Source organism: Joostella atrarenae, assembly GCF_021764745.1.
GTDB classification, from domain to species: Bacteria; Bacteroidota; Bacteroidia; order Flavobacteriales; family Flavobacteriaceae; genus Galbibacter; species Galbibacter atrarenae.
Genome location: NZ_JAETXX010000002.1, coordinates 12,571 through 38,477, shown reverse-complemented (window position 1 = coordinate 38,477; position 25,907 = coordinate 12,571). Strand labels below are relative to the sequence as shown.

Sequence of the window (25,907 nt, the reverse complement as noted above, 5' to 3'; positions counted from 1 at the left end):
TAACCTTGAAAAAATACCTTAGTAATGAAATTTATAATATCCCTATTCTTAACCACAATCCTTGCTACAAGCACTAGCGATGTAGAATGGAAGACAGATTTTTCTGAAGCAAAAAGTATTGCGAAGCATGAAAAAAAGAATATCATGATGTATTTTACTGGAAGCGACTGGTGTGGTCCTTGTAAAATGCTAAAAGAGGATTTATTTGACAGTAAAGAGTTTAAGGAGCTTTCTAAAAACTATGTTCTCGTTAAAGTTGATATTCCAAGGAGAGTAGATATTATCTCTGAAGAACAATTAAAAAAGAATAAAGAATTATTAGGAACTTATAATTCTGACAAAGTATTTCCTAAAATAGTTTTTCTTAATCCAAGAGGGAAAAAAATGAACGAAGTTGAAGGTTATAACTCACTAAGAGACCCACGTCATTATTTTGAAATGATAAAAAAATATCAATAGTCTATATTAAAAAATACTATTTGATTATCTATTATAATAAAGGGTTTTACTTTTAAAAGTAAAACCCTTTATATTTTATCTATACGCACTCCTCTCTTCTATCTTTAGTAGTAAAATCGACACAACAATACGTTTCTCTTATTAACTTTAAGTAAAACTATTAGCTCTTAGAAACAAATCATTAACAATATTCAAAATAGCTCTATATGAAACTTAACAAGCATATCTATGGTCTTATACAGCTTTTTAAGTCTCTTCATACCCAAATTACCAAAGTATAAGAGACAAGTGATTTAAACAAAAAAGGAGCTGCGTTTGCAGCTCCTTTTTATGAATTTAGATAAAGAAAGTTGGTTAGTTATTTATCAATCTAAATTCAGTTCTTCTATTTACAGCGTGTTCACGTTCTGTACAAGATACACCGTCTGAACATCTATTTTTAAGTTTTGATTCTCCGTAACCATTCGCAACTAACAAACTAGAATTTACACCTTTAGTTTGTAAATAATTTGCTACTGCTTGAGCTCTTCTTTCAGAAAGTAATTTATTGCTTTCTTTAGAACCTCTTGAATCTGTATGAGAAGCTAATTCAACTTTAACACCAGGGTTTTGTTTTAAAACAGGCATTAAGTTTTCATCAATAATTCTTTTAGCTTCTGGAGTTAATGTATAACTAGCTAAGTTCCAGTTTATAGGTAAAGCATTGTATTCAACAAGCTTACACTCTACTTCTCTCCATGTAGTTAATCCTCCTTTTTCTTTAAGAACTTCACGAGAAACTGTTTCATAAACTGCAGGAACTGTTTCTTCAGCAGAATAAGCATCTTTTACTAAAACAACTTTAGTAATTTCATCATATTCAGCAGGAATCTCAACTTCTTCTACTCTCGCAGGAGTTACAATAACTTTCTTTGTGTATGAATTAGATTTTTCTGCTACAGGTGAAGAAACTGTTGATGCATCTACATTCAACACTTCTTTAGGAAAAGTTTCGTAAACAGCAGGATATCCTTTATAACACCAGTATCTACAATCGTCTGGGTTTGAAGAATCACAATCTGGAGCTGGAGCACCCAATTCCCATTGTGCATACGCTGGTTTCATTTCTATAGTTTCTGAACTTGGAGAAAATGTTGCTGGAATAACTTCCAATTCATTAGAACGTTCTTTAGAAACAAAAGAAACCGTTTCAGTTCCCCATTGTGCAGGAATAATAGTTAACTTTTTACTTGCTTCCTTTACAAGAACACGCTCTGTTACTGTTTTGTATTCCGCAGGATACGTTTTTAAAACCTTATACGCAGGTTTTACCATAATTTGTACATCTTCATTAACATATACGTCTGGAGTTGTACAACGAACGTAACATTTACCCGGTTCTGGATTTGCCGGTAAGTCTTGAGAAAATGCCCCATAACTAGATGCTAATAAGAATAAAAATAAAATTCTTTTCATAATTCTTTTTAAATTAAAATGATTAGTATTAAGCAGCAAATAGTGCTTGAGGGAAGTGTATTTAACATAAAATTAAGTAAAACTTTCTTCTTTATCAAATTAAAACTGAGTAAATTATTGATAAATAGAACCTTAAAATTAATTAATAACCTATTTGCTGTTTTTTTACGAGTGCAAATATAAATTATTTACTATATGTTTAAAATTTTTTTCAATAAAAAAAATAATAATTTTTATTTCCACCTCTGCAACTCAGATGGTAAACTCATTTTTATAAGTAAAAACTATAGTGATAAAGATGATCTAGATTCAGATATTAATATCATCATTAACAACTCTATAGCAAGCTATGAACGTAAAACAACGGTAGATGGAAAATTCTATTTTATTATAAAGAATAATGGTGGTATTTCTATTGGTAAAAGTGGGTCTTACTCCTCGGAAGCAGGTATGAATAATAGCATAAATACTATTAAAAACAGCATGAAAAAAGCTATAATTAAAGATCTACAGTAAGTTTTAAAGCTTTCTATAACAGCAATTTGACACAAAAAATTTACTTATTTTCTACATCATTTTATTTCAAGTTAATTAACACCTAATACTGATATTTATCATTTTTTTATTGCCTTAAGATGGATAATATTGCAAGGGAGCTGTAATCAGCTCCTTTTAATTTAATATTAACATCATTATGACAACCAACACACATTCTTTCCATATCCCTGTTATGGGAATTGGATTTACAATAGACTCTCCATTAAAAGTAGCGCATTACGGGATCGATTCTGTTATTTCTCTAGTTGATGATATACTGATTGAAAAAATGAGAAAGAACTATTGTGAAAAATATGATCTCATGTATTCAGAAATAACTGAAAAAATAGACGACTACAGAGCCAAAAGAATTACTTCTTACCTTAATATGATGAACGGATTGGTTGATGAAAAAATTGATCAACTAAAAAATGCATCTATAGATAAGATAGATGAGTTAAAAAAATACTTCAATTTATTGCCTTCTGAAGGAGTAAAAGAAGAGTTTTTAGACAAACTAGCCAACACAGAATGTATTTCAGAAATTAGAAAATGGATTCATAAAAACATCAATAAAGGAAGTATTGATGTAAATATTATGACCAAAATCGATAAGGATAATTATAAAGATAACGAACAGCTCCCTTCCATATATAACGACGCACATGCTGCCCTTAGAGGTTTTGCAGAAAGTGATGTTACTGGATCTCTCGTACTTTCCGCCGGAATGAATCCTAGATTATACGGTTATATTGAGCAGTTTGATGATTTCTATCCTAAAGACAATACATTAAAAAAGAAAATCGTTTTAAAAGTAAGTGATTACCGTTCTGCACTTATTCAAGGGAAATTCTTAGCCAAAAAGGGAATCTGGGTTTCTGAGTATAGAATTGAATCTGGTTTAAATTGTGGCGGACATGCTTTTGCTACGGAAGGATTTCTTTTAGGTCCTATATTAGAAGTTTTTAAAAGTAATAAAGAAGACTTAAAGCAAGAACTTCATGAAATTTACAAGAAAGCACTTTCAGAAAAGGAAATCGATTGCCCAACAGAGCCACTAGCTATTAAAGTTACCGCACAAGGAGGTGTAGGAACGCATGAAGAGCAACAGTTTCTATTAGATTATTATAAGGTTGATTCTGTAGGTTGGGGTTCTCCTTTCTTATTAGTTCCTGAAGCTACTACAGTAGATCCAAAAACATTAGAAAAACTAGCTAATGCTAAAGAAAATGACTTATATCTAAGTAATATTTCACCTTTAGGAGTTCCCTTTAATAATTTAAGAGGGAATACTAAAGACCTAGAGAAAGACAAATTGATAAATAAAGGACGACCTGGAAGCTCTTGTCCTAAAAAATATGTCTCATTAAATAAAGAGTTTACAGATAAGTCTATTTGTACCGCTTCAAGACAATATCAGCATAAAAAAATAGAGGCTCTTGAAGAGGAAAATCTAAATCCAGAAGATTACAAAAAAGCTTATGATAAAATAGTTGAGAAATCTTGTATTTGTGTAGGTTTAGGAACTTCTGCTCTTCTAGCAAATGATTTAGACACTAAAAAAGAAGGAGAAGGCGTATCTATTTGTCCTGGTCCAAACATGGCATATTACTCTAAAGTATTAAAGCTAGAGGAAATGGTTGGGCATATTTATGGAAAAACAAACGTAATTTCTAGAACAGACCGTCCACATATGTTTATTAAAGAATTGAATATCTATATTGATTATTTAATAAATGAGATTAAGGAAATGCCAAATGTGTTAGACAGAAAACAGGAGAAGCATATTCGTAATTACACAAAAAATCTTTTAGAAGGGATTGAATACTACACGTCTATATTTCTTGATAATGCTATTTTTTCACCAACAGATAGTACTGCATTGATAAATCAATTAAATATATCAAAAGCTAAAGTAGAAGGTATACAACAAGAAGTATTTGTATAATTCACATGTCAATATAAAATAAAGAAACTGTCTCGAAGGTAATCTCAACAATATACAGTTAGAACTATTAAAACTATATATTATTGAAAACAATACTTTTGAGACAGTTTTGTTTTATGAATAACTATCTTATTTGCTATTTGTTAGTACTTCTAGCACTTTCTCATGCATGGTTTGAGTATAATCAATATGAGTAACCATTCTTAACTTCCCTTGCCCCATATTAATGATTGAAATATCATTCTCATGCAACGTATCCATAAATTTTATACAATCTATTCCTTCCTTTAAATAGAAGATTACAATATTAGTTTCTACAGGATCTATTGCTTTTATATAAGGCGCTTTAGAAAGAACTTCTGCTAATTCTTTGGCTCTTTTGTGGTCTTCTTTAAGTCGGCTTATATTATTATCCAATGCATAAATACCAGCTGCAGCCAAATATCCTGCCTGCCTCATTCCGCCTCCTAAAACTTTTCTAACTCGTAATGCTTTCCCCATAAAGTCTTTAGACCCCATTAAAACAGAACCCACTGGAGCTCCTAAGCCCTTACTTAAACATACAGAAATAGAATCGAATACTTTACCATATTGCGCTGGCGTTTCCCCTTTTGCAACTAAAGCATTCCATAATCTTGCTCCGTCTAAATGTAAACCCAAAGAATTTTCGTTACATACTTTTCTTATTTCTAAGATCTCTTTAAAATCCCAACAAGCTCCTCCTCCTCTATTTGCCGTGTTTTCAAGAGAAACCAAACTAGTTAAAGGACTATGATAAAATTCTGGGGGATTGATAGCATCTATAACATCTTCAGCAGTAAAACTCCCATTATTCCCGTCTATAAGCTTACATGAAACACCACTATTAAAACTTACTCCTCCCCCTTCATAATTAAAAATATGAGCATCTTTATCTGTTATAAGTTGCTCTCCAGGTTGCGTATGTACTTTTATTGCTGTTTGATTTGCCATTGTTCCGCTAGGAAAAAATAACGCAGCTTCCATTCCAAACATATCAGCTACTTTAGCTTCCAGCTCATTTACAGTAGCATCATCTTTAAAAACATCATCTCCAACTTCTGCATTCATCATAGCTTCTAACATTTGCTTAGATGGCTTGGTTACTGTATCGCTTATCAGATTTATTTTCATAAAAACTATATATTTTACACAAAGTTAAGACACATCCATGAAAAACTTCTTATCATTTAAAAAAGTGTTTTACTTTTGAAGAAAATAAGAAGATATGATTACTACCGATCAGGTAAAAAATCTTGCAGAAAGAACGAACGCTTTAAAGGGATACCTCAATATTGAGCAAAAGCTTATTGAAATCCAAAATGAAGAAGAAAAAACCTTTGCTCCAGATTTTTGGGATAAACCAAAAGAAGCGGAGGCAATAATGAGAGAGCTTAGAACCCAAAAGAAATGGGTTGAAGATTATAATAAAGCCAATACCCTAGTTGACGATTTAGATGTTTTATTTGAGTTCTATAAAGAAGGAGAAGCTACGGAAGAAGACCTTGTAAATCAATTCGAAAAAGCAAAATCTCTAATAGAAAGTATGGAGTTTAAAAACATGCTTTCTGAAGAAGGAGATAGTATGAGCGCCGTATTACAAATTACGGCTGGTGCTGGTGGAACGGAAAGTTGCGATTGGGCGTCTATGCTTATGAGAATGTATTTAATGTGGGGTGAAAAAAATGGTTATAAAATAAAGGAACTCAACTTACAAGAGGGAGATGTTGCCGGAATAAAAACAGTCACTTTAGAATTTGAAGGAGATTTTGCTTTTGGATGGCTTAAAGGAGAGAATGGAGTACATAGATTGGTTAGAATCTCCCCGTTTGATAGTAACGCCAAGCGACATACATCTTTTGCTTCTGTATATGTATATCCGTTGGCAGATGATTCTATTGAGATTGATATTAATCCATCAGAAATCTCATGGGATTTTGCACGTTCTAGTGGTGCTGGAGGGCAAAATGTAAATAAAGTTGAAACAAAAGCCATTCTTACCCACCACCCTTCTGGAATTATAATCCATAACTCTGAAACTCGTTCTCAATTGGAAAATAGAGAAAAAGCGATGCAAATGCTAAAGTCTCAGTTATATGAAATTGAGCTTAAGAAAAGACAAGCTGCTAGAGATGAAATTGAGTCTTCAAAAATGAAAATTGAATGGGGTTCTCAAATTCGAAACTATGTAATGCATCCATATAAACTTGTAAAAGATGTTCGTACAACGCATGAAACAGGAAATGTTGATGCGGTAATGGATGGTAATATCGATGAGTTTTTAAAATCCTATTTAATGATGATGGGACAAAGAGACGAAGAGTAAAATAATTGTTTTTTATCAAACCATAAATTAAACAGATAGTAATTTTAAATCTTCACCAATAATTATATTCATCTTTGGGAAAATTAAGTTTTCAAATAAATTAAAATTATGATTAAAATATATCACAATCCACGTTGTAGCAAATCAAGACAAGGAGTTCAGGTTTTAGAAGAATCTGGAAAAGAGTATGAAATTGTAAAATACTTAGAAGAGATTCCATCAGAAAAAGAGCTTCGCAATATTATTACATGTTTGGGTATCAAGCCAATCAATTTGGTAAGAAAAAATGAAAGCATCTGGAAAGAAGAGTTTAAAAATAAAATTTTAACAGATGACGAAGTTATTGAGGCTATGCTTAATAATCCTAAACTAATTGAGCGTCCTATAGTTATAAAAAATAACGTTGCGGTAATAGGTAGACCGGTTGAAAATATTAAGTCAATTTTATGAAAAATTTAACCCTTTAAGGTTAAACCATGGTCTAATTTTGGCGTCAAACTTACTAAACGACTACTAATACGCTAACTATGAAATTTAGACATTACTGCATGCTTGCAGCGACACTTTTTTCTACATTTTTATTTGCTCAACGACCGGATAGAGGAGAAAAAAAACAAATTACTGTTACAGGGAAAGCAATAGACGCAGAAACTGCAGAACCTTTAGAATACGCTACGCTTGTTCTACAAAGCATTGACGACCCAAGTAAAGTAACTGGTGGAGTTACCGACCAAAAGGGAAATTTTAAAGTCGAAGCTCCAGCAGGAAAATATAACATCCGATTAGAGTATATCTCTTACCGTCCTTATACACTTAACAATCAAGATCTTTCTGAATCTAAAGATTTAGGAACTATAAAATTAGCGCTAGATGTTGCACAATTAGACGCTGTAGAAGTTGTTGGTGAGAAAACCACCGTAGAAATACGTCTCGATAAAAAAGTATACAACATAGGTAAAGATCTTACCACTAGTGGTGCTTCTGTAAGTGATGCCCTTGGAAATGTACCTTCTGTAACCGTAGATGTAGAAGGTGCTATAAGTTTAAGAGGAAACGAAAATGTACGTATCTTAATTAATGGAAAACCTTCTGCAATTGCAGGATATGGATCTACAGACGCATTAAAACAACTTCCTGCAGATGCTATAGAGAAAGTAGAAGTTATTACAAGTCCTTCAGCTAGATATGATGCTGAAGGTACTGCTGGTATTCTTAATATCGTTTTAAAGAAAGAAAAAACATTAGGTTTTAATGGATCTATAAATTTAAATACAGGATACCCTTCTAGCAGTCAAGTAAATGCTAATCTTAATCTTAGAACTAATAAATACAACCTTTTTACAACTATAGGTTACTATTACAGAGAACCACCTGGAAATGCTTATTTTGATAATAATTATTTCTTGAATTCTGATTTTACAAGAATTACTGAGGATAGAGATATGTATAGAGAGGATAAAGGTGTGAATATTAATCTGGGAATGGAATATTTCTTAACTGATAAATCATCGATTACGGGGAGTATATTTACACGCCAATCTGATGAAATGGATGGAACAGACAATAACACATTAAGATATAAAGAATCTGGTTTTGATAGCTCTACACTTCGTAGAGAGATTGAAAATGAAGATGATGAAACTTACCAAGCTTCTCTTAATTATACCAATAACTTTAATGACGATGGACATAAGTTAACGGCAGATTTTCAATATTCTTACGATAATGAGAAAATTCTAACCAATATCGATGAGAATGAAATTCTACCTACAGAAGAGCTTATCGCTTTAGAGGAGGTAAATGAAAGAGAAACTCAAAACGAATATTTATTACAAGCAGATTATGTTCTTCCTATGGGAGATGCTCAATTTGAAGCTGGATACCGTGGTAATTTTGAGGAAACGGTTAATGACTATGAATTAAATCAATTTAACCAAGCTACAGGCGAATTTGAGACTAATTATAACCTAACAAATAAATTTACATATACAGAAAATGTAAATGCTGTTTACTCTCAATATGGTGATAAATTTGGTAAGTTTTCTGTTTTATTAGGATTACGTTTAGAGAACACGAGACTTAAAGGAAAGGTTGAATCTGATCTTACAGATGAAGAACTTGTAGATACACTTGGTTTTGACTTTGATCCAGATTTTGATAAAAATTATTTAGGACTCTTCCCTACTGTAAACATAAGTTATGAAATTAACGACCGAGAAAACATTACTTTAGGTTATAATAGAAGAATTAATAGACCTAGAGGATTCTTTATTAACCCCTTTCCTTCTAGATCTAGTAGAACAAATGTATTTCAAGGTAATCCTGATCTAAACCCTGCTTTTGCAGATGCTTTTGATCTTGGATACTTAAAAAGATGGGAAAAACTTACGCTAACATCCTCTGTTTATTACCAAAGAGAAACAGACGCTTTTGAGAGAGTACAAACAGAAACAGGACAGCAAACTTCAGATGGTATTAATATTATTAGAACCATCCCTATAAACCTTGCTACCAATCAGCGTTATGGTGGTGAAGTTGGAGTTATGTATAATGCCATAAAATGGTTACAGTTTAATGGAAGTTTTAACTTCTTTAAATTTATTACTGAAGGTGATTATAACGGAATTGATTACGGAACAGAGAGTACAAGTTGGTTTTCTCGTTTAAGTGCTAAAGTAAAACTTCCACAAAGCATAGACTGGCAAACAAATGGTTTTTACATGGGACCAAGAGAAAACTCTCAGACAAAATCTGAAGGAATGTATTCTATAGACATGGCATTAAGTAAAGATATTTTAAATGACAATGCTACAATTTCTATGAACGTAAACGACTTGTTCAACTCTCGTAAGAGACAATCTTTTACAGAGTCTTATAACGATGCAGGACAACTATCGTTTACATCGGATAGTGAGTTCCAGTGGAGACAACGTCAATTTACAGTATCGTTTATCTATAGATTCAACCAACCTAAAAACACACGTGGAGAACGTGGAAATAGAAATGGTGGTAATGGAGGTGACGACGGTGGAGAATTTGAAGGATAAAAACTGTTAGATATAAAGATAAAAAAAGAAGCCGATGGCTTCTTTTTTTTTGACTTCGAACTATATAAAAGCTATAATTCAAAATCAAAAATTATAATATCTAAGTGCTAAGTTTCTGTAGATCTACATAGCTTGATAAATTTTAACAATAGAATAATATAAGAGATATTTACTAGTTCTCAATACGCTGTAAGATTCATAAAATTAAAGCTAGGAAAGAACAATAGATAATCTTGCTTGTATATTAAACAAACCTATATATTCAATAAAAAGAAGTAACAATTACGCTGTAAAATAGCGTAATCCAAAAAGTATAGATACAAAAAAAGAAGCCAATAGGCTTCTTTTTTTATTCGTCTCGCTTTGCTTTTTTAGCCGCTCTTTTCTCTTTAATCAATTCGATGATTGATCCTCCTAACCAATAAGGAATAACAAAGGTTAATAAAAATATCATTAACCAAAATCCAATAGTTAGAATGGATAAGAATGCTAAAAAGCCAAGGTATTGATCAAATTCAAACATAGTTTCCGGAAATTTTTTTTCTGAATTCGGCTCAAAGATAAGGACAATTCTTAATTTAAAGCCAATTAAATTTAATTATTTCAGCATTAAATACAAACTATAGTATTTTTTCAGAATTATAGATTAAAAAAAGTGGCTAATAAAAGTCTTTTAATTAATTTTACAGTAGTATATTAATCTTCCAACTACTCGTATGTGCTACCTAAACAGATGCTTAATATAGGTTAGTAAACTGATTAAATATGAAAACTAACTTAAAAATATATTAAAATGAAAAAACTAATTGCACTCAGTTTTCTTACTGCTACCCTATTCTTAGTTGGTTGTAATAATGATGATGACGACATTTCTGATTACGATCAGGTTATTACAAAAAATACTGAAACTTACTGGAATACAGAAAACCCTTCTACTTATTACCTTGTAGACGAAATCAGATGGATTGAAGATCCTAACGGTATTGGCAACTCTAATCCTAATATAACAAGAGATTTTGACGCTGCCATTTTATCTAGTATTGAAACTAATATGGCTTCATTAGGATACACAAAAGTGTCTTCTATAGATGATTCCAATCTTCCTGATTTAATTATAGCTGCACAGGCTGTTGCCACAACGTATGCTGATGTAGATATAATTTGGGACGGATGGTACGATTGGTGGGGATATTACGATCCTTTCTACCCAGGTGGATGGTACCCAGTTTATTATGAATGGACAGAAGGAACTATTTTGATCGAAATGGGAGATGCTACCACTTTAAATGAAGAAGATAAAGAAATCGATATTGTTTGGGGAGCAGGAATCAATGGGCTTGTTAGAGGCGACCAAAGTGGTAACATAAACTTTATCCAAGATAGAGTTGATGAAGCTTTTGATCAATCTGAAGATTACTTAGAAGTTAAATAAAATAAATATAAACACATGAAAAAATTAGTATTAGTAACAGCATTATTATTAAGCGTTTTAACATTGCAAGCGCAGGATAAAGAAGATTATCTAAACCTAATTAAATCAAATTTAAATCTTGAAGTAAAATCGTTCATCTACGAAGAGCTTCAATTAACGTCTGCAGAAAGAGAAGCATTCTCTCCTGTATTCAATAAATACCTTGATGAAAGTGGAGAAGTTTCCGTTAAGAAAACAGAGCTTTTCGAAAACTATGCTACAAACATAGCGTCTTATACTCCAGATCAAATTAATGATCTAAACAAAGAGCTTATTAAAACAGATCTTCAGAAGGTAAAAACAGATAAAAAGTATTACAATAAATTTGTAAAAGCTATTGGTGTTAAGAAAGCTACTAATTTCTTTTTTCTGAAAAAATATCTTGATAATGTTGTAGAAGGAGCTAAGTTAGATTTTCTAGCAAACGAATAACAGCGTTTTATACCTCATTAAGGGTCAAATTAATATAAATTTTGAGAATGTTTAAAATACATTTAAATCTATCTTTTATAAAAATGAAGGCTTAAATTTAAATGTATTTTAATACTAAATAATGTGAAAATTGAAATTCTCAAAAGAATAAAAATGTAAATTTGTACATCAAAATAGATGAATACAACTATGGATTTTAGAATAGAGAAAGATACAATGGGGGAAGTTAAAGTTCCTTCAGATAAATTATGGGGAGCGCAAACAGAACGTTCTAGAAACAATTTTAAAATTGGTGAGCCTGCATCAATGCCTTTAGAGGTAGTTTATGGGTTTGCATATCTTAAAAAATCTGCTGCTTATACCAACTGTGAATTGGGAGTTTTACCAATAGACAAAAGAGACCTTATAGCGCAGGTATGTGATGAAATACTAGCAGGACAACACGACGATCAGTTTCCACTTGTAATCTGGCAAACAGGTTCTGGTACACAAAGTAATATGAATGTTAATGAGGTGATTGCTAATCGTGCGCACCAAATTGCAGGAAAAAAGATAGGAGAAGGAGATAAAACTTTACAACCAAACGATGATGTAAACAAATCTCAATCTTCAAACGACACCTTCCCTACTGGAATGCATATCGCAGCCTATAAAATGGTTGTTGAAAAAACAATCCCTGGAGTTACACAGCTTAGAAACACACTAAAGAAAAAATCTGAAGAGTATAAAAACGTAGTAAAAATAGGTAGAACACACCTTATGGATGCTACTCCTCTAACTTTAGGTCAAGAGTTTTCTGGATATGTTTCTCAATTAGACCACGGTCTTAGAGCATTAAATAATACATTGGATCACCTTTCTGAGATTGCTCTTGGAGGTACTGCTGTAGGAACTGGTTTAAATGCACCTAAAGGATACGCGAAACGTGTAGCGGAATTTATTGCTAAGTTTACTGAACACCCTTTTAAAACAGCTGATAATAAGTTTGAAGCATTAGCAGCTCACGATGCTTTTGTAGAAACACATGGAGCACTAAAACAATTATCTGTTTCTCTTAACAAAATAGCAAACGATATCAGATTAATGGCTTCTGGTCCTAGAAGTGGAATTGGAGAAATTATTATTCCAGCTAACGAACCAGGAAGTTCTATTATGCCAGGAAAAGTTAATCCAACTCAATGTGAAGCGTTAACTATGGTTTGTGCTCAAGTAATGGGTAACGATGTTGCTATCACTGTTGGTGGTACTCAAGGTCATTATGAGCTTAACGTTTTTAAACCAATGATGGCTTCCAACTTATTACAGTCGGCTAGACTTATTGGAGATGCTTGTGTTAGTTTTGAAGAACATTGTGCTAGCGGTATCGAGCCTAATACACAGCGAATTAAAGAACTATTAAACAACTCTTTAATGCTTGTAACTGCTTTAAATACTAAAATTGGATACTATAAAGCTGCTGAAATTGCAAATAAAGCACATGAAGAAGGTACTACATTAAAACAAGCTGCCGTTACATTGAATTATCTTACCGAGAAAGAATTTGACGAATGGGTGAAACCAGAAGATATGGTAGGCGGATTAAAATAATATATCCCAAAAATCATAAATATATTTTAAAGCTGAATGGATCATTTTTCCATTCAGCTTTTTTTATTACTTTTCAAAAACAATTTTAAAACCTTCCCATGAAAAACATACTAAAGCTAAGTTTCTTATTCATCATAATATTAAGTTTCTCCTGTAAAAAAGAAAGTAAAGAGAGTAATATTATTGAGTTGAATCAAGCACCAAAAGATAGTATTTTATCAGACATTCCTTCCGTAGAATGCTATTTATATACCAGAGGTAAAGATTCTATTCAGCTAAGAATAGAAAATGAAGATAATGCTATAATCGGTATTTTAAACTATAAGTTTTTTGAAAAAGATAAAAGCAACGGTACCATTAAAGGAAAGCTAAATGGTTCTATTCTAAAAGCCGATTACACATATAAATCAGAAGGAACAACTTCCATTCGTGAAGTAGTTTTTATGAAGAAAAACAACACTTATATTCCTGGTTATGGTGAATCGGAAGAAAAAGACGGAAAGTTTGTTTTCAAAAACAGCACAAAAATAGATTTTAAAGAAGAAGAAGCACTCAAAAAAGTAGACTGCTATTAAAGGTGCTTTTATAACTTAATAATAATGATTAGAAAACTATTAATATTTATCTTCACATGCCTATTCTTTACAAGTAATGCTCAAAAAGTATTTAAATATGAAAAAGAGATTACCAATAAAGAAAAATATAATTTTCATGAAATAACATTCGAAAATTTAAAGGAAGATATACAATTATCAGGCACCTTAATAACTCCAAAAATAGACTTTAAAAAAGTAGTCATAATAGTTCCAGGTTCTGGCCTAGATACAAGACACAGTCATTATAAATTAACTCAAGCTTTGTTAGATAAAAATATAGCAGTCTACAGATATGATGAGCGTGGAGTTGGTAAATCTGAAGGAGACAACTCTCCAGTTAACTATGGCATTTCTAAAATAACAAATGACTTACTCTTTAGCATTAGAGCTTTAAGAAACGATAAATCTGTAATGAATAAGTCTTTAGGCCTAATTGGGCATAGCCAAGGTGGAATGGCAACAATAGGCGCCCTTCAACAAAATGAAAATGTTGATTTTCTAGTACAGTGGGCAGCTCCCGTTCAAAAAAATGGTGAGTTTTTAAAATACCAGATGAGAACTGGAGTTAATCGCTTTGATGATGAACTTATATATGACGATTTGAATAAAAAAATAGAAATATTTACCGTTGCTCAAAAAGTAGTTCGTAAAAACGTTAATGATGACGATTTAACATTATCAAAAAAAATAAAAAAAGAAACTAAAAAACATGGTTTTAAAAGAAGCAATTATACTCGGTTTCCTCTTTGGACATTTCCAAGCATGAAAGATCTCTTAAGACAAGATTATGAATCTACATATAAAAACGCTAAAATCCCTATTCTTTATATAATAGGAGCAGAAGATAATTTTGTAGACCCTAAAGCCAATAGTGAATTGTTAGCCAGCTTTAACAATCCACACATAAAGGTTGAAGTACTTAAAAACTTAAATCATTATTTAACAGAAGAGAAGATTGATCATTCAGCATTAGAAATGTCCTCCTCTTACTATAAAATAGATGACGTAGCATTAAATGAAATAATACAGTTTATAGAAGCTAATTAATATTTATATCCAGTCATTCGCCCTACATAACAAATTTAGGGCTAGGCAATTTCAACTAAAAAAGCCTGTCAATAAAAATTGACAGGCTTTCTAATTATAATTTAAAAGTATCTTACTTCTGATACATTTTTGCACGTTGTTCTTTTATAGAATCATCGCTCATATAATCATCAAAAGTTAAGTAACGATCTATAGTTCCGTTTGGAGTAAGCTCAATAATTCTATTGGCTATCGTTTGTGTAAACTCATGGTCATGAGAAGTTAACATAATCGTTCCAGGAAACTTCTTTAAAGAGTTATTAAAAGCTGTAATACTCTCTAAATCTAAGTGGTTTGTAGGTTCATCCAACATTAATACGTTTCCACGTATCATCATCATTCTACTCAACATACAACGTACTTTTTCTCCTCCTGAAAGTACACGCCCTGTTTTTAAGGCTTCCTCTCCACTAAAAAGCATCTTCCCTAAGAATCCACGTACAAAAACCTCTTCTCTTTCTTCTTCTGTCTTAGCATATTGGCGCAACCAATCTACTAACGTATCGTCATTATCAAAGAACGAAGCATTATCTGATGGTAAATATGCTTGGGTTGTTGTAATTCCCCATTTATATTCTCCGCTATCTGCTTCTGCATTCCCGTTAATAATCTCATAAAAAGCACTCGTAGCACGAGAATCTTTAGAGATAATAGCTACTTTATCTCCTTTAGCAAGATTAATATCTACTCCTTTAAATAACACATCGCCATCTATACTAGCAGAAAGTCCGTGTACATTTAATATTTGATCTCCAGCTTCACGCTCACGCTCAAAAATAATAGCAGGATAACGTCTACTAGAAGGCTTAATATCGTCAACTTTTAACTTCTCCAACATTTTTTTACGAGATGTAGCTTGCTTACTTTTCGCTACATTGGCACTAAAACGCTGAATAAATTCGTTCAATTCTTTTGCTTTATCTTCAGCCTTTTTATTTTGCTGAGAACGCTGTCTTGCAGCAAGCTGACTACTTTCATACCAGAATGTGTAGTTACCACTATATACGTTTAACTTTCCAAAATCGATATCTGCAATACTTGTACAAACAGCATCTAAAAAGTGACGGTCATGGGATACAACGATTACAGTATTCTCGTAATTCGCTAAAAAGTTTTCTAACCAACTAATAGTTTCAAAATCCAAGTCATTCGTAGGCTCATCCATAATTAAAACATCTGGACTTCCAAATAATGCTTGCGCTAATAAAACACGTACTTTTTGCTTCCCATCAAGGTCTGCCATTAAACTATAATGAAGATCTTCAGAAATTCCTAGATTGGATAATAAAGCAGCAGCATCGCTATCAGCATTCCATCCATTCATTTCTTCAAACTGAACCTGTAACTCCCCAATTCTATCAGCATTTTCATCAGAATAGTCGGCATACAGCTCGTCCATTTCTTTCTTTATAGCAAACAATGGTTTATTACCTCTCAATACGGTTTCTAAAACTGGAGTTTCATCATAAGCGTAGTGATCTTGTTCTAAAACAGACATACGTTTACCAGGCTCCAAATGAACATGACCACTAGTTGGGTCTTGTTTCCCTGATAATATTTTTAAAAATGTAGATTTTCCGGCACCATTGGCACCAATAATTCCGTAACAATTCCCTTGAGTAAAAGCAACATTTACTTCATCAAACAAAACTCTCTTCCCAAATTGTACAGATAAATTAGAAACTGATAACATTCACAATTGTTTTTAGTTATTCACTGCGCAAAAGTAACAAAATAACTAGACAAATAGGGTACAATAGCAAACGTTAAAAACACTTATTTAACTTCCTATTAACATTATACTATACTGGGCTTTTATAGATTTGTTAGAACTGATGCTTATAAACATGACATCGTTATATGAAGTACTCTTTTTTAGCGTTTATTATTGCCCTCACCTACAGTTGTACAGATGCTCCCACCAAAACTTATTTTGCTGGAGAAATTGTAAACCCAGGCTCAGACTATGTCCATTTATATTATGACAACAGCATCATAGACTCCTCAAAATTAGACATTAACAATCGTTTTTTCTTTGAAATTGATAAAGTAAAAGAAGGCCTTTATCATTTTGACCATAATGAATATCAGTATATTATATTAGAAAAGGGAGACAGCTTACTCATGCGTCTTAACACCTTAGATTTTGATGAATCTTTAGTATACTCCGGAATAGGTTCAGAAAAAAATAACTTCTTAATCGACATGTTTCTTATATATGAAGATGAAGAAAAGGCTGTAAATAAGTTTAGTGAATTACCTCCTTCAGAGTTTTTAAAGAAAATCGACTCTTTAAAATTAATGAAAGAAGAGCTTCTAAACGATATTAATATAAAGCAACCACTATCTGTAAAAGCTCGACATATTGCTCAAGGTGCAATAAACTATAGATATTTTACCGATATGGAAGAGTATCCTTTTATAAATAAGAGACGTAACGGATTAAAGAAAGCACCTGAACTACCAGCTAGCTATTATAGTTTTAGAAGTGATGTAGATTATAATGATACGCTATTGATGTTTTACAGACCTTATTTTAACTATCTAGTAACTCATTTTAATAACCTTTCATATAATCACTGTAAAGATGAATGTAATGGTGATTTAAACCATATACAGCGCTCTTTACATTACAGTACTCATAAGCTTGAATTAATAGATAGCGCGGTTACAAAAAATAAAACTATAAAAGATAACCTTAATAGAAACGTTGCTTACTCTTATTTACTTGGAGGACATTCCGCAGAAAACAATAAGAAGTTTATTGAAGCTTTCCATAAACATGCAAAAGACAACCAGCATGAAGAAGAAATAAATACTTTTTACAAAAATGTTCAGAACCTTCAGAAAGGACTTATGCTCCCTCCTATCCATTTGGTAGATATGAAAGGAAATAAGGTAACAATAGATTCTAGCACTTATAAAAAGAATACGATTTTCTATTTCTGGAATTATAACCAGAAGAATCATCAAGCAAACGTTTTAACAAGAATAAATAGATTGAAGAGAGATTATCCTAACTATAATTATATTGGGATAAATGTAAATGAAGACCGCAATGAGTGGTTGAAAAATTTAGCTCACATCTCAAAAACTGGTGACACTCTAGATCAATATCAAACAGATAATATGGAAGAACTCTTAGGTACTTTGGTAATTAAGAGCCTTAATAAAATTATTGTAGTTGATAAAACTGGTAAAATTATGGATGGCTTTGGAGATATCTATAAGCACAAAAATCTTGAAACCAGTCTCAGCGAAAGCATGAAGAACTAAAAAAACCTGCCGATCGGCAGGTTTTTTTTTGAATAGGAACTCCTATTAATATTATTTTCATTTTTATTTATTCCCTTTCTCGTAATCAGCTAAGAATTTTTCTAATCCGCTGTCTGTAAGTGGGTGTTTTAAAAGTCCTGTAATAGCAGAAAGTGGTCCTGTCATTACATCTGCTCCTAACTTAGCACAATCTATAACGTGCATTGTATGACGTACAGAAGCTGCTAAAATCTCCGTTTCAAAAGCATAGTTATCATAAATCAAACGGATATCTGCAATAAGTCCTAATCCATCAGTAGAAATATCATCTAATCTACCGATAAATGGAGATACATATGTTGCCCCTGCTTTTGCAGCTAAAAGTGCCTGTCCAGCAGAAAATACCAATGTACAGTTTGTTTTAATTCCTTTATCAGAAAAATATTTTATTGCTTTTACACCATCTTTGATCATTGGTACTTTTACAATGATCTGTGGATGCAATGCAGCTAATTCTTCTCCTTCTTTAATGATACTATCATAATCTGTAGCTATAACTTCCGCAGAAACATCTCCTTCTACAAGGTTACAGATATCTACGTAGTGCTTTAAGATATTCTCTCTTCCAGTAATTCCTTCTTTTGCCATTAAAGATGGGTTTGTAGTAACTCCATCTAAAACTCCTAGTGCTTCAGCTTCCGCAATTTGCTCTAGATTTGCTGTGTCTATAAAAAATTTCATAGCTTATTTATATTCTAGTTTTACAATTAATTATTAAGTAAATATAATGCTCTAATTTGTCTTTATACGTTAAAAAACAAATACCATAAACAAAGTTATAATTTATTTATTGCAGACAACAAACAATTAAAAAATCTTTGTGATTATAGGTATCGATAATATAACTTAAATAAAAGGAAAAGTTTGTAAAGAGAAGTTAAAATTAAGGCATAAAAAAAGGCAAGCTACCTACATCGCACCGCTACAACCATATACCCTTGCTGCGTTCCCGCCCTGGGGGATTCTATAGGAGCTAGTCGTGTAGGACTTGCCGAGGGCAAATTTACAAACTTTTTATCTTCTCACAATAATTTTTCAATCTTAATTTTATTAAATAACTTGCTTAAAAATTAATAATAGCCCATGTATTTTTGTAAGTTTTTAATCATCAGCTTTTTAATAGCATCTGCAAGTGGATGTAACTCTGAAAAATCTTCTGAAAAAAAGTTATTTTCCCTTAAAGTAACGGCCGAATCAGGTAAAATTCAGCAAGGAAGCACCCTTAAAATCGATTTTCAGAATAAAAAAAATAAAGAAATCGACTCTGTTTCTTATCAATTGAATAAAAAAAGAATAGATGTAAACAATAACACTTTTAAACTAAATGCAGATAAGTTAGGAATCTTAACCCTAGAAGCTACTGTATTTTATGAAGGAGAAAAAGCTACCGTTTCACAAAATATCACTGCTTTGGCTTCGGAAGCTCCAAAAGTATATACTTATGAGATTATAAACACCTATCCTCACGATATGAAAGCTTATACGCAGGGGCTAGAATTTCATAATGACACTTTATACGAAAGTACAGGAAGAAAAGGTATTTCCTCGCTTCGAAAAGTAGATTATAAAACTGGAGATGTATTAAAGAAAATTGATTTAGACGATACCTACTTTGGGGAAGGTATAACTATTATCGACAATAAAATATATATGCTCACTTGGCAAGCAGGAACTGGATTTATATATGACCTTAATACTTTTGAAAAAATAGACTCTTTTAAATATAACAAGAGCAAGGAAGGTTGGGGACTTACACACACCAATGATGGTAAAAGGATCTTTAAAAGCGATGGAAGTGATAAAATCTGGATTCTTAATCCAGAGACATTAGTGGAAGAAGATTTTATAGAAACGGTAACGAATACTTCTGTTTTTAATAAGGCAAATGAGTTGGAATATGTGGATGGAAAAATCTATGCCAATGTATATTTAAAAGATAGCGCTATGATTATAGATGCGAAAACGGGTGCTATTATTGGTGTAATCGATTTTAGAGGCTTAAAAGATAAAGTAAAGCAACATGCCGATTTAGATGTGCTTAATGGAATTGCCTACAATCCAAAAACTGAAACTTTCTTCGTTACCGGAAAAAACTGGGATAAAATGTTTGAAGTAACTATAAAAGAGAAGAAATAGAATTACTATTTAGTAGCTAATAGTTAAAAGTTAGATTTTGAAAGAATTCACAGAGATTATTACAGTAAAGGAAGACGATTTAGATGATTTATTTCATGTGAATAATGTTCGCTATATACAATGGGTACAGGATGTAGCTAAAAACCATTGGTTAACGGAAGCTACCGAAGAAATGTTGGAGAATTACATCTGGATGGTTCTTACGCATTACATAGAATATAAAGGACAAGCTTTTTTAGGGGACGAATTATTACTGAAAACTTATATCAAAAAAGCCGCTGGAGTGACCTCAACAAGAATCGTAGAAATTTATAATAATAAAACTGATAAACTACTGTTGCATTCTAAAACAGAATGGTGTTTAATAAATAAGGAAAATAAACGCCCGATTAGACTTACAGAAGATCTGAAAAATATGTTTACCTAGTTTTGATAAATTTAAAAACACATTATTCTGAAATGTATGAGCACGCTAAAACTCAGATTTTAGCAGATAACTATCAAACCGATTCTTTAATAAATAATCCAACGGATAAAAGACGTGGTATTACGCTTGTAATTCGTCCTAACGCAGAAGTTAAAGCCAATATTGAAGCCTTTTTAAAAGAATTGAAGCTTGTTATTCCTAATCAATACTTTTACCCCGAAACCGATGTACACATTACCGTAATGTCGATTATTTCATGTTATAATGGCTTCCGTCTTACTGATATTGATCCTTCTAAATACATTTCTATAATTAAAAATTGTATTTCAGAAATTAAACCTTTTAAAATTGACTATAAAGGTATTACAGCTTCTCCATCTGGAATAATGGTTCAAGGTTTTACAGAATCTACTATTTTAAATGATTTTCGAGATAGATTGCGTGCTGATTTTAAAAGCACTACGCTAGAACAAAGCCTCGATAAAAGATATGCTATAAAGACATCTCATGTTACCATTGCACGCTTTTTAAACTCAATTCAGAATACAGAAAAACTAATTTCCTTTTTAGATAAATATAGAAATTATGATTTCGGAAGCTCCAATGTAGACGCTATGGATTTAGTTCATAATGATTGGTACATGAAAAACGAAGTAGTAGAAAGTCTTCATCATTTTAAAATATAAAGGACATTTACAATAAGTAAAGCAGAAACCATACTTATAAAACCTTTTTTGTAGCTTACTTTTTATTTTTAGTCTCAATCCACTTCGACATATATTTACTTGCCTGTGTAGTTTGTTGCAGCAGCATGCTGCCAATAAAATTTGTAGTTCTATGCTGTTCTAACTCTTCTTTAATAGAATCTATTGCAGTTTTTAGGTTTAGTTTATGAACAGAAACATCAAAGCGCATATTTAATATCTTATGCCCATTTTTAACAGCTTGTTCCCACTTACTTTCTTCAGTATATAGAGAAACGGCGGCATACGCAAAATCTAGTGGATTGTCGTAAATAAAACCATTCCAATTATAAGAACCATTTATTCCCTCTGCCCCAATAGTTGTGGTAACACTAGGTGTATTGCTTTGCATTGCCTCTACTAATTTACCCTTTAAACCTGCGCCAAAACGTAAGGGAGCTAGCATAACTTTAGCCTTGCTGATAACCTCAACAGCATCTTCTGCCCATCCATGAACTATAAATCCTTCCGCAGAATTATTAAGATTATATACTTTCTCGGTAGCATAAGCACCATACACATGCAGCTTCGCTTTTGGGAGTTCCTTTTTTATGAGTGGCCATACCGTTTCTTTGAGCGCCAATACCGCATCCCAATTTGGAGCATGAATAAAATTACCAATAAAAATAAAGTCTTGTTTATCTTCGAGAGGAATCTCTTTCTTTTCTGATTTTTTTAAAAGAAATGGTAAATAAAGAAGTAGCTTTTCATCAACTTGAAAAACCTCTTTTAAAATATCCATTTCAACTTCAGAAATAATCAACGTAAGATCACATCTATAAATAGCCGCTAATTCTCGCTTTGCACGTTCACTATTTAAAAGTGCATTTTTATCAGCTTTAGATTTCCCTTTTAGAGCTAGTTCTCTTTCATATCTTAGAAAGTGAAGATCCTCGGTATCTAATATTCTTAGCGCATTAGGAGCATGTTCTGCAACACGCCAACCAAACTGCTCTTCCATCATATAGCGGTCAAAAACAACTATTGTAGGCTGTAATTTCTCTAAAAAAGTATCAAAAGAGCCGTTATTTAATTCTATTTCCTGCTGATGGACACCAATTGTCTCAAGATCGAAAACATGAGCTCCTTTTTTTGCTGGAGAAGCGAATGTAACTTTTGAACCAGTGCTTTTAAAAAAATCAATCAATTGAAGCATTCTACTTCCTGCAGCTGAAGAATTTGGCTCAGGCCAAACGTAGCCTATAAAAAGTACTTTACTTCCAATCATATTATTAATTATTTAAAAAACATCATCAATAGAACCTTTTCCTTCACGAATAATAACAGGTTCATCACCAGAAAGATCAATAACTGTAGAGGCGACATTATCTCCATACCCACCATCGATAACAATATCTACAAGGTTATCCCATTTCTCTAAAATCAATTCTGGATCTGTTGTATATTCAATAAGCTCATCTTCATCACGAATAGAAGTAGATACAATAGGGTTTCCTAATTGCTCCACAAGAGTTCTTGCAATTCTGTTATCTGGAACCCGAATCCCAACTGTTTTTTTCTTTTTAAAATCTTTAGGGAGGCTATTATTTCCAGGTAATATATAAGTGTAAGCGCCTGGCAAAGTCCTTTTTAATATCTTAAAAGTTGCAGTATCTATCTGACGCACATAATCTGAGATATTACTCAAATCGGCACAGATAAATGAAAAGTTAGCCTTATCGAGCTTCACCCCTTTTATACGTGCAATTTTCTGGAGGGCTTTTGAATTTGTAATATCACAACCTAACCCATAAACGGTATCGGTAGGATAAATAACGAGTCCGCCATTACGCAACACATCCACTACCCTATTTATCTCTTTAGGGTTAGGATTCTCTTCATAAATACGTATTAATTCCGCCATTTTTTTTAGTTTTTAATGTAATAGATATTGGTTTTGGGTTTTAGCACCAAACCTTTTAGTTCTTCAGCTAAACACCTTCAACTTTCAAACTTTTGTACTTTTGAACTTTTGAACCTTCAAACTCAACCCCTATCCAATAATATCAAGCTTTGCAAAACGCAATAATAATTTTTTCAATCCGCCAGTATCAAAACGGATTTCTGCCTTTTTATCGTTTCCTACACCTTCCAAGCTAATAATAACTCCTTTTCCAAAACGTGTATGAGAAACTTTATTTCCTACGGCTAACTCACTATCCATAGAAGCTGTATTCACAGATGGTTCTCCTAAATCTGGCTTTAATTTTCTCAACTTACGCAATTTCTCTTGCGATGGTTTATGAGAAGACGGCGGTGTACTAGAAACTGGTTTCCGCAATCTGAACTTACTCTTATCTACCTCTCCAAAAATATCAGAATCGATTAACGGTTTATAGCGGTAATTTCCATCTAATGGTGGCGTTAGATACTCAATATATTTCTCATCGATCTCTTCTATAAAACGACTCGGTTCAGCATCTATTAGTTTCCCCCAACGGTATCTACTTTGCGTATATGTAAGATAGGCTTGTTTTTCTGCACGAGTAAGCGCTACATAAAACAAACGACGCTCTTCCTCCAATTCACTTCTGGTATTCATACTCATTCCCGATGGAAATAAATCTTCTTCCATACCAACTATAAAAACATAAGGAAACTCTAATCCTTTTGCTAAGTGAATTGTCATCAAAGCTACTCTATCGTCATCACCGGTATCATTATCTAAATCGGTTGCTAAGGCAATATCTTCCATAAATTCGGACATACTTCCCGTTGCATCAACAATCTCTTTTTGCCCTTCAACAAAATCCTGAATACCATTTAAAAGCTCTTGGACGTTATCCATACGAGCAATCCCTTCTGGAGTACCATCTTTTTTAAACTCCTGTAACAAACCACTTTTTTTACAAACATGTTCTGATAACACAAAAGCATCTGCAGATTGATTTGTTACTTGAAAACTCTTAATCATGGTTGTAAAATCTTCAAGCTTCCTTCTAGTTCCAGAATTAATCTTAAGGTTAATCTTATCCAGATTTTCCATAATCTCAAAAATAGAACGCTTATAATGATTTGCAGCCACCGTAAGTTTCTCTATTGTTGTTTGTCCTATTCCACGAGCAGGATAATTAATTACACGCACTAAAGCTTCTTCATCTTTAGGATTTAAAATGAGTCGCATATAAGACAATACATCTTTAATTTCCTTCCGTTGATAAAAAGAAAGTCCTCCATAAATACGATAAGGAATGTCTTTTCTTCGCAATGCATCCTCTATCGATCTAGACTGTGAATTGGTTCTATACAATACAGCAAAATCTTTATCTAAAAGTTGATTCTGCATTTTAGTTTCAAAAATTGTAGAAGCTACAAAACGTCCTTCTTCAGCATCGGTAACAGAACGATGAACAAGAATAGCGTTCCCATCATCATTATCTGTCCATACAATTTTATCTAACCTCGTTTGGTTTTTCTCAATAACAGAATTCGCTGCATTTACAATATTTCGTGTAGAGCGGTAATTTTGCTCCAATCGATACATTTCTACATTATCATAATCCTTCTGGAAGTTCATTATATTCCCAATATTGGCACCTCGGAAAGCATAAATACTTTGTGCATCATCTCCAACAACACAGATATTCTGGAATTTATCAGAAAGAGCCTTTACAATTAAATATTGCGAGTGGTTTGTATCTTGGTACTCATCCACCAAAATATATCTAAATCTATTTTGATACTTCTGTAAAACTTCAGGAAAACGAGTTAATAACTCATTTGTTTTCAGTAATAAATCATCAAAATCCATTGCTCCCGCTTTAAAACAACGTTCACAATATTGATTATAAATTTCTCCTAAGCGTGGTTTTTTTGCCATCGCATCCGCTTCCATTAGCTCAGGATTATTAAAGTATGCCTTAACGGTAATCAGACTATTTTTATAAGAGGAGATTCTATTTTGAACCTGCTTATATTTATAAACATCTTTATCCAACCCCATTTCTTTAATAATGGAGTTTATAAGACGTTGAGAGTCTTGAGTATCGTAAATAGTAAAGTTGCTAGGATACCCCAATTTATCAGCTTCAATACGAAGTATTTTTGCAAAAACAGAATGGAATGTTCCCATCCATAAGTTTTTTGCTTCGCTGCTCCCCACAATATCAGCAATACGCTTTTTCATCTCGCGGGCAGCCTTATTTGTAAACGTCAAGGATAAGATATTAAAAGCATCCACCCCTTGATTCATTAAATAGGCAATTCTATATGTTAATACTCTGGTCTTCCCTGATCCTGCTCCAGCAATAACCATTAAAGCACCATCTTTATGTAATACTGGCGCTCGTTGCGCGTCATTTAACTCTGCTAAATACTTTTCCAA

General features: G+C 32.4%; 23 protein-coding genes and 1 other RNA gene. 15 read left to right on the top strand and 9 right to left on the bottom strand.

Annotated features, from left to right (window positions below; translation table 11 throughout):
• Positions 1 to 24: 24 nt before the first annotated feature.
• Positions 25 to 459 carry a thioredoxin family protein gene (locus tag JM658_RS04780; protein WP_236958099.1) on the top strand — a complete coding sequence of 145 codons (435 nt, stop codon included), beginning with the start codon at positions 25 to 27 and terminating at the stop codon, positions 457 to 459.
• Between the two features lie 354 nt (positions 460 to 813).
• Here the strand turns inward: JM658_RS04780 and JM658_RS04775 are convergent, their stop codons facing one another.
• Entirely contained in the window at positions 814 to 1,914 is a 1,101-nt protein-coding gene (locus JM658_RS04775) for an OmpA family protein (protein WP_236958098.1), read from the bottom strand.
• Between the two features lie 195 nt (positions 1,915 to 2,109).
• Here JM658_RS04775 and JM658_RS04770 point away from each other — a divergent pair, with 195 nt between their 5' ends.
• Positions 2,110 to 2,430 carry a YegP family protein gene (locus JM658_RS04770; RefSeq protein ID WP_236958097.1) on the top strand — a complete coding sequence of 107 codons (321 nt, stop codon included), beginning with the start codon at positions 2,110 to 2,112 and terminating at the stop codon, positions 2,428 to 2,430.
• 178 nt (positions 2,431 to 2,608) lie between these two features.
• Positions 2,609 to 4,399, top strand: a complete 1,791-nt coding sequence (locus JM658_RS04765; protein WP_236958096.1) for a hypothetical protein — start codon at positions 2,609 to 2,611, stop codon at positions 4,397 to 4,399.
• 129 nt (positions 4,400 to 4,528) lie between these two features.
• On the opposite strand, the gene JM658_RS04760 is transcribed toward JM658_RS04765, so the two are convergent.
• Positions 4,529 to 5,551 (bottom strand): threonine aldolase family protein, encoded by a 1,023-nt coding sequence (locus tag JM658_RS04760; protein WP_236958095.1) that lies wholly within the window; start codon positions 5,549 to 5,551, stop codon positions 4,529 to 4,531.
• Positions 5,552 to 5,645: 94 nt separating this feature from the next.
• Between JM658_RS04760 and prfB the strand changes: the two genes are divergently transcribed.
• The 3 genes from prfB to JM658_RS04745 all read left to right on the top strand — a co-directional run bounded on the left by prfB (position 5,646) and on the right by JM658_RS04745 (position 9,790).
• Positions 5,646 to 6,743 carry a peptide chain release factor 2 gene (gene prfB / locus JM658_RS04755; protein ID WP_236958094.1) on the top strand — a complete coding sequence of 366 codons (1,098 nt, stop codon included), beginning with the start codon at positions 5,646 to 5,648 and terminating at the stop codon, positions 6,741 to 6,743.
• A gap of 108 nt (positions 6,744 to 6,851) precedes the next feature.
• Positions 6,852 to 7,193, top strand: a complete 342-nt coding sequence (gene arsC / locus JM658_RS04750) for an arsenate reductase (glutaredoxin) (RefSeq protein ID WP_236958093.1) — start codon at positions 6,852 to 6,854, stop codon at positions 7,191 to 7,193.
• Between the two features lie 77 nt (positions 7,194 to 7,270).
• On the top strand, positions 7,271 to 9,790 hold the full coding sequence (locus tag JM658_RS04745) for a TonB-dependent receptor domain-containing protein (protein WP_236958092.1): 2,520 nt from the start codon (positions 7,271 to 7,273) through the stop codon (positions 9,788 to 9,790).
• Positions 9,791 to 10,139: 349 nt separating this feature from the next.
• Here JM658_RS04745 and JM658_RS04740 read toward each other — a convergent pair whose 3' ends face one another.
• Positions 10,140 to 10,313: a hypothetical protein gene (locus tag JM658_RS04740; protein ID WP_236958091.1), complete on the bottom strand. Its 174-nt coding sequence runs from the start codon at positions 10,311 to 10,313 to the stop codon at positions 10,140 to 10,142.
• A 270-nt stretch (positions 10,314 to 10,583) separates the two neighbouring features.
• On the opposite strand from JM658_RS04740, the gene JM658_RS04735 reads away from it, so the two are divergent.
• The 5 genes from JM658_RS04735 to JM658_RS04715 all read left to right on the top strand — a co-directional run bounded on the left by JM658_RS04735 (position 10,584) and on the right by JM658_RS04715 (position 14,923).
• Positions 10,584 to 11,222 (top strand): DUF4136 domain-containing protein, encoded by a 639-nt coding sequence (locus tag JM658_RS04735; protein WP_236958090.1) that lies wholly within the window; start codon positions 10,584 to 10,586, stop codon positions 11,220 to 11,222.
• A gap of 15 nt (positions 11,223 to 11,237) precedes the next feature.
• Complete coding sequence (locus tag JM658_RS04730) at positions 11,238 to 11,693, top strand: hypothetical protein (protein ID WP_236958089.1); 456 nt, start codon at positions 11,238 to 11,240, stop codon at positions 11,691 to 11,693.
• A gap of 189 nt (positions 11,694 to 11,882) precedes the next feature.
• Complete coding sequence (gene fumC / locus JM658_RS04725) at positions 11,883 to 13,280, top strand: class II fumarate hydratase (protein ID WP_236958088.1); 1,398 nt, start codon at positions 11,883 to 11,885, stop codon at positions 13,278 to 13,280.
• Positions 13,281 to 13,378: 98 nt separating this feature from the next.
• Complete coding sequence (locus tag JM658_RS04720; protein WP_236958087.1) at positions 13,379 to 13,855, top strand: hypothetical protein; 477 nt, start codon at positions 13,379 to 13,381, stop codon at positions 13,853 to 13,855.
• A 24-nt stretch (positions 13,856 to 13,879) separates the two neighbouring features.
• The gene (locus JM658_RS04715) at positions 13,880 to 14,923 is read left to right on the top strand and encodes an alpha/beta hydrolase (RefSeq protein ID WP_236958086.1); all 1,044 of its coding nucleotides are present in this window, start codon (positions 13,880 to 13,882) and stop codon (positions 14,921 to 14,923) included.
• A gap of 112 nt (positions 14,924 to 15,035) precedes the next feature.
• Here JM658_RS04715 and JM658_RS04710 read toward each other — a convergent pair whose 3' ends face one another.
• A complete protein-coding gene (locus JM658_RS04710; protein ID WP_236958085.1) occupies positions 15,036 to 16,655 on the bottom strand; it encodes an ABC-F family ATP-binding cassette domain-containing protein in 1,620 nt (539 codons plus the stop codon).
• A 167-nt stretch (positions 16,656 to 16,822) separates the two neighbouring features.
• Between JM658_RS04710 and JM658_RS04705 the strand changes: the two genes are divergently transcribed.
• Positions 16,823 to 18,238 carry a thioredoxin family protein gene (locus tag JM658_RS04705; RefSeq protein ID WP_236958084.1) on the top strand — a complete coding sequence of 472 codons (1,416 nt, stop codon included), beginning with the start codon at positions 16,823 to 16,825 and terminating at the stop codon, positions 18,236 to 18,238.
• Between the two features lie 63 nt (positions 18,239 to 18,301).
• Here the strand turns inward: JM658_RS04705 and fsa are convergent, their stop codons facing one another.
• A complete protein-coding gene (gene fsa, locus JM658_RS04700) occupies positions 18,302 to 18,958 on the bottom strand; it encodes a fructose-6-phosphate aldolase (RefSeq protein ID WP_236958083.1) in 657 nt (218 codons plus the stop codon).
• Between the two features lie 214 nt (positions 18,959 to 19,172).
• An RNA gene (ffs, locus tag JM658_RS04695) (signal recognition particle sRNA small type) lies at positions 19,173 to 19,271 on the bottom strand.
• An 89-nt stretch (positions 19,272 to 19,360) separates the two neighbouring features.
• Between ffs and JM658_RS04690 the strand changes: the two genes are divergently transcribed.
• The 3 genes from JM658_RS04690 to JM658_RS04680 are packed head-to-tail and all read left to right on the top strand — an operon-like array spanning position 19,361 to position 21,526.
• A complete protein-coding gene (locus JM658_RS04690) occupies positions 19,361 to 20,413 on the top strand; it encodes a glutaminyl-peptide cyclotransferase (RefSeq protein ID WP_236958082.1) in 1,053 nt (350 codons plus the stop codon).
• 37 nt (positions 20,414 to 20,450) lie between these two features.
• Complete coding sequence (locus JM658_RS04685) at positions 20,451 to 20,840, top strand: acyl-CoA thioesterase (RefSeq protein ID WP_236958081.1); 390 nt, start codon at positions 20,451 to 20,453, stop codon at positions 20,838 to 20,840.
• Between the two features lie 2 nt (positions 20,841 to 20,842).
• Positions 20,843 to 21,526, top strand: coding sequence for a 2'-5' RNA ligase family protein (locus JM658_RS04680; RefSeq protein ID WP_236958080.1), 684 nt, complete (start codon positions 20,843 to 20,845; stop codon positions 21,524 to 21,526).
• A gap of 55 nt (positions 21,527 to 21,581) precedes the next feature.
• Here the strand turns inward: JM658_RS04680 and JM658_RS04675 are convergent, their stop codons facing one another.
• The 3 genes from JM658_RS04675 to JM658_RS04665 form a co-directional block, all read right to left on the bottom strand.
• Complete coding sequence (locus JM658_RS04675; RefSeq protein ID WP_236958079.1) at positions 21,582 to 22,811, bottom strand: glycosyltransferase; 1,230 nt, start codon at positions 22,809 to 22,811, stop codon at positions 21,582 to 21,584.
• A 12-nt stretch (positions 22,812 to 22,823) separates the two neighbouring features.
• Positions 22,824 to 23,447, bottom strand: coding sequence for an L-threonylcarbamoyladenylate synthase (locus JM658_RS04670; RefSeq protein WP_236958078.1), 624 nt, complete (start codon positions 23,445 to 23,447; stop codon positions 22,824 to 22,826).
• Between the two features lie 129 nt (positions 23,448 to 23,576).
• Positions 23,577 to 25,907, bottom strand: coding sequence for an ATP-dependent helicase (locus JM658_RS04665; protein WP_236958077.1), 2,331 nt, complete (start codon positions 25,905 to 25,907; stop codon positions 23,577 to 23,579).

Bases quoted from the DNA above. Each gene is read 5' to 3' on its own strand.
- JM658_RS04780 (WP_236958099.1), top strand. From the start codon at position 25: ATGAAATTTATAATATCCCTATTCTTAACCACAATCCTTGCTACAAGC.
- JM658_RS04775 (WP_236958098.1), bottom strand. From the start codon at position 1,914: ATGAAAAGAATTTTATTTTTATTCTTATTAGCATCTAGTTATGGGGCA.
- JM658_RS04770 (WP_236958097.1), top strand. From the start codon at position 2,110: ATGTTTAAAATTTTTTTCAATAAAAAAAATAATAATTTTTATTTCCAC.
- JM658_RS04765 (WP_236958096.1), top strand. From the start codon at position 2,609: ATGACAACCAACACACATTCTTTCCATATCCCTGTTATGGGAATTGGA.
- JM658_RS04760 (WP_236958095.1), bottom strand. From the start codon at position 5,551: ATGAAAATAAATCTGATAAGCGATACAGTAACCAAGCCATCTAAGCAA.
- prfB (WP_236958094.1), top strand. From the start codon at position 5,646: ATGATTACTACCGATCAGGTAAAAAATCTTGCAGAAAGAACGAACGCT.
- arsC (WP_236958093.1), top strand. From the start codon at position 6,852: ATGATTAAAATATATCACAATCCACGTTGTAGCAAATCAAGACAAGGA.
- JM658_RS04745 (WP_236958092.1), top strand. From the start codon at position 7,271: ATGAAATTTAGACATTACTGCATGCTTGCAGCGACACTTTTTTCTACA.
- JM658_RS04740 (WP_236958091.1), bottom strand. From the start codon at position 10,313: ATGTTTGAATTTGATCAATACCTTGGCTTTTTAGCATTCTTATCCATT.
- JM658_RS04735 (WP_236958090.1), top strand. From the start codon at position 10,584: ATGAAAAAACTAATTGCACTCAGTTTTCTTACTGCTACCCTATTCTTA.
- JM658_RS04730 (WP_236958089.1), top strand. From the start codon at position 11,238: ATGAAAAAATTAGTATTAGTAACAGCATTATTATTAAGCGTTTTAACA.
- fumC (WP_236958088.1), top strand. From the start codon at position 11,883: ATGGATTTTAGAATAGAGAAAGATACAATGGGGGAAGTTAAAGTTCCT.
- JM658_RS04720 (WP_236958087.1), top strand. From the start codon at position 13,379: ATGAAAAACATACTAAAGCTAAGTTTCTTATTCATCATAATATTAAGT.
- JM658_RS04715 (WP_236958086.1), top strand. From the start codon at position 13,880: ATGATTAGAAAACTATTAATATTTATCTTCACATGCCTATTCTTTACA.
- JM658_RS04710 (WP_236958085.1), bottom strand. From the start codon at position 16,655: ATGTTATCAGTTTCTAATTTATCTGTACAATTTGGGAAGAGAGTTTTG.
- JM658_RS04705 (WP_236958084.1), top strand. From the start codon at position 16,823: ATGAAGTACTCTTTTTTAGCGTTTATTATTGCCCTCACCTACAGTTGT.
- fsa (WP_236958083.1), bottom strand. From the start codon at position 18,958: ATGAAATTTTTTATAGACACAGCAAATCTAGAGCAAATTGCGGAAGCT.
- JM658_RS04690 (WP_236958082.1), top strand. From the start codon at position 19,361: ATGTATTTTTGTAAGTTTTTAATCATCAGCTTTTTAATAGCATCTGCA.
- JM658_RS04675 (WP_236958079.1), bottom strand. From the start codon at position 22,811: ATGATTGGAAGTAAAGTACTTTTTATAGGCTACGTTTGGCCTGAGCCA.
- JM658_RS04670 (WP_236958078.1), bottom strand. From the start codon at position 23,447: ATGGCGGAATTAATACGTATTTATGAAGAGAATCCTAACCCTAAAGAG.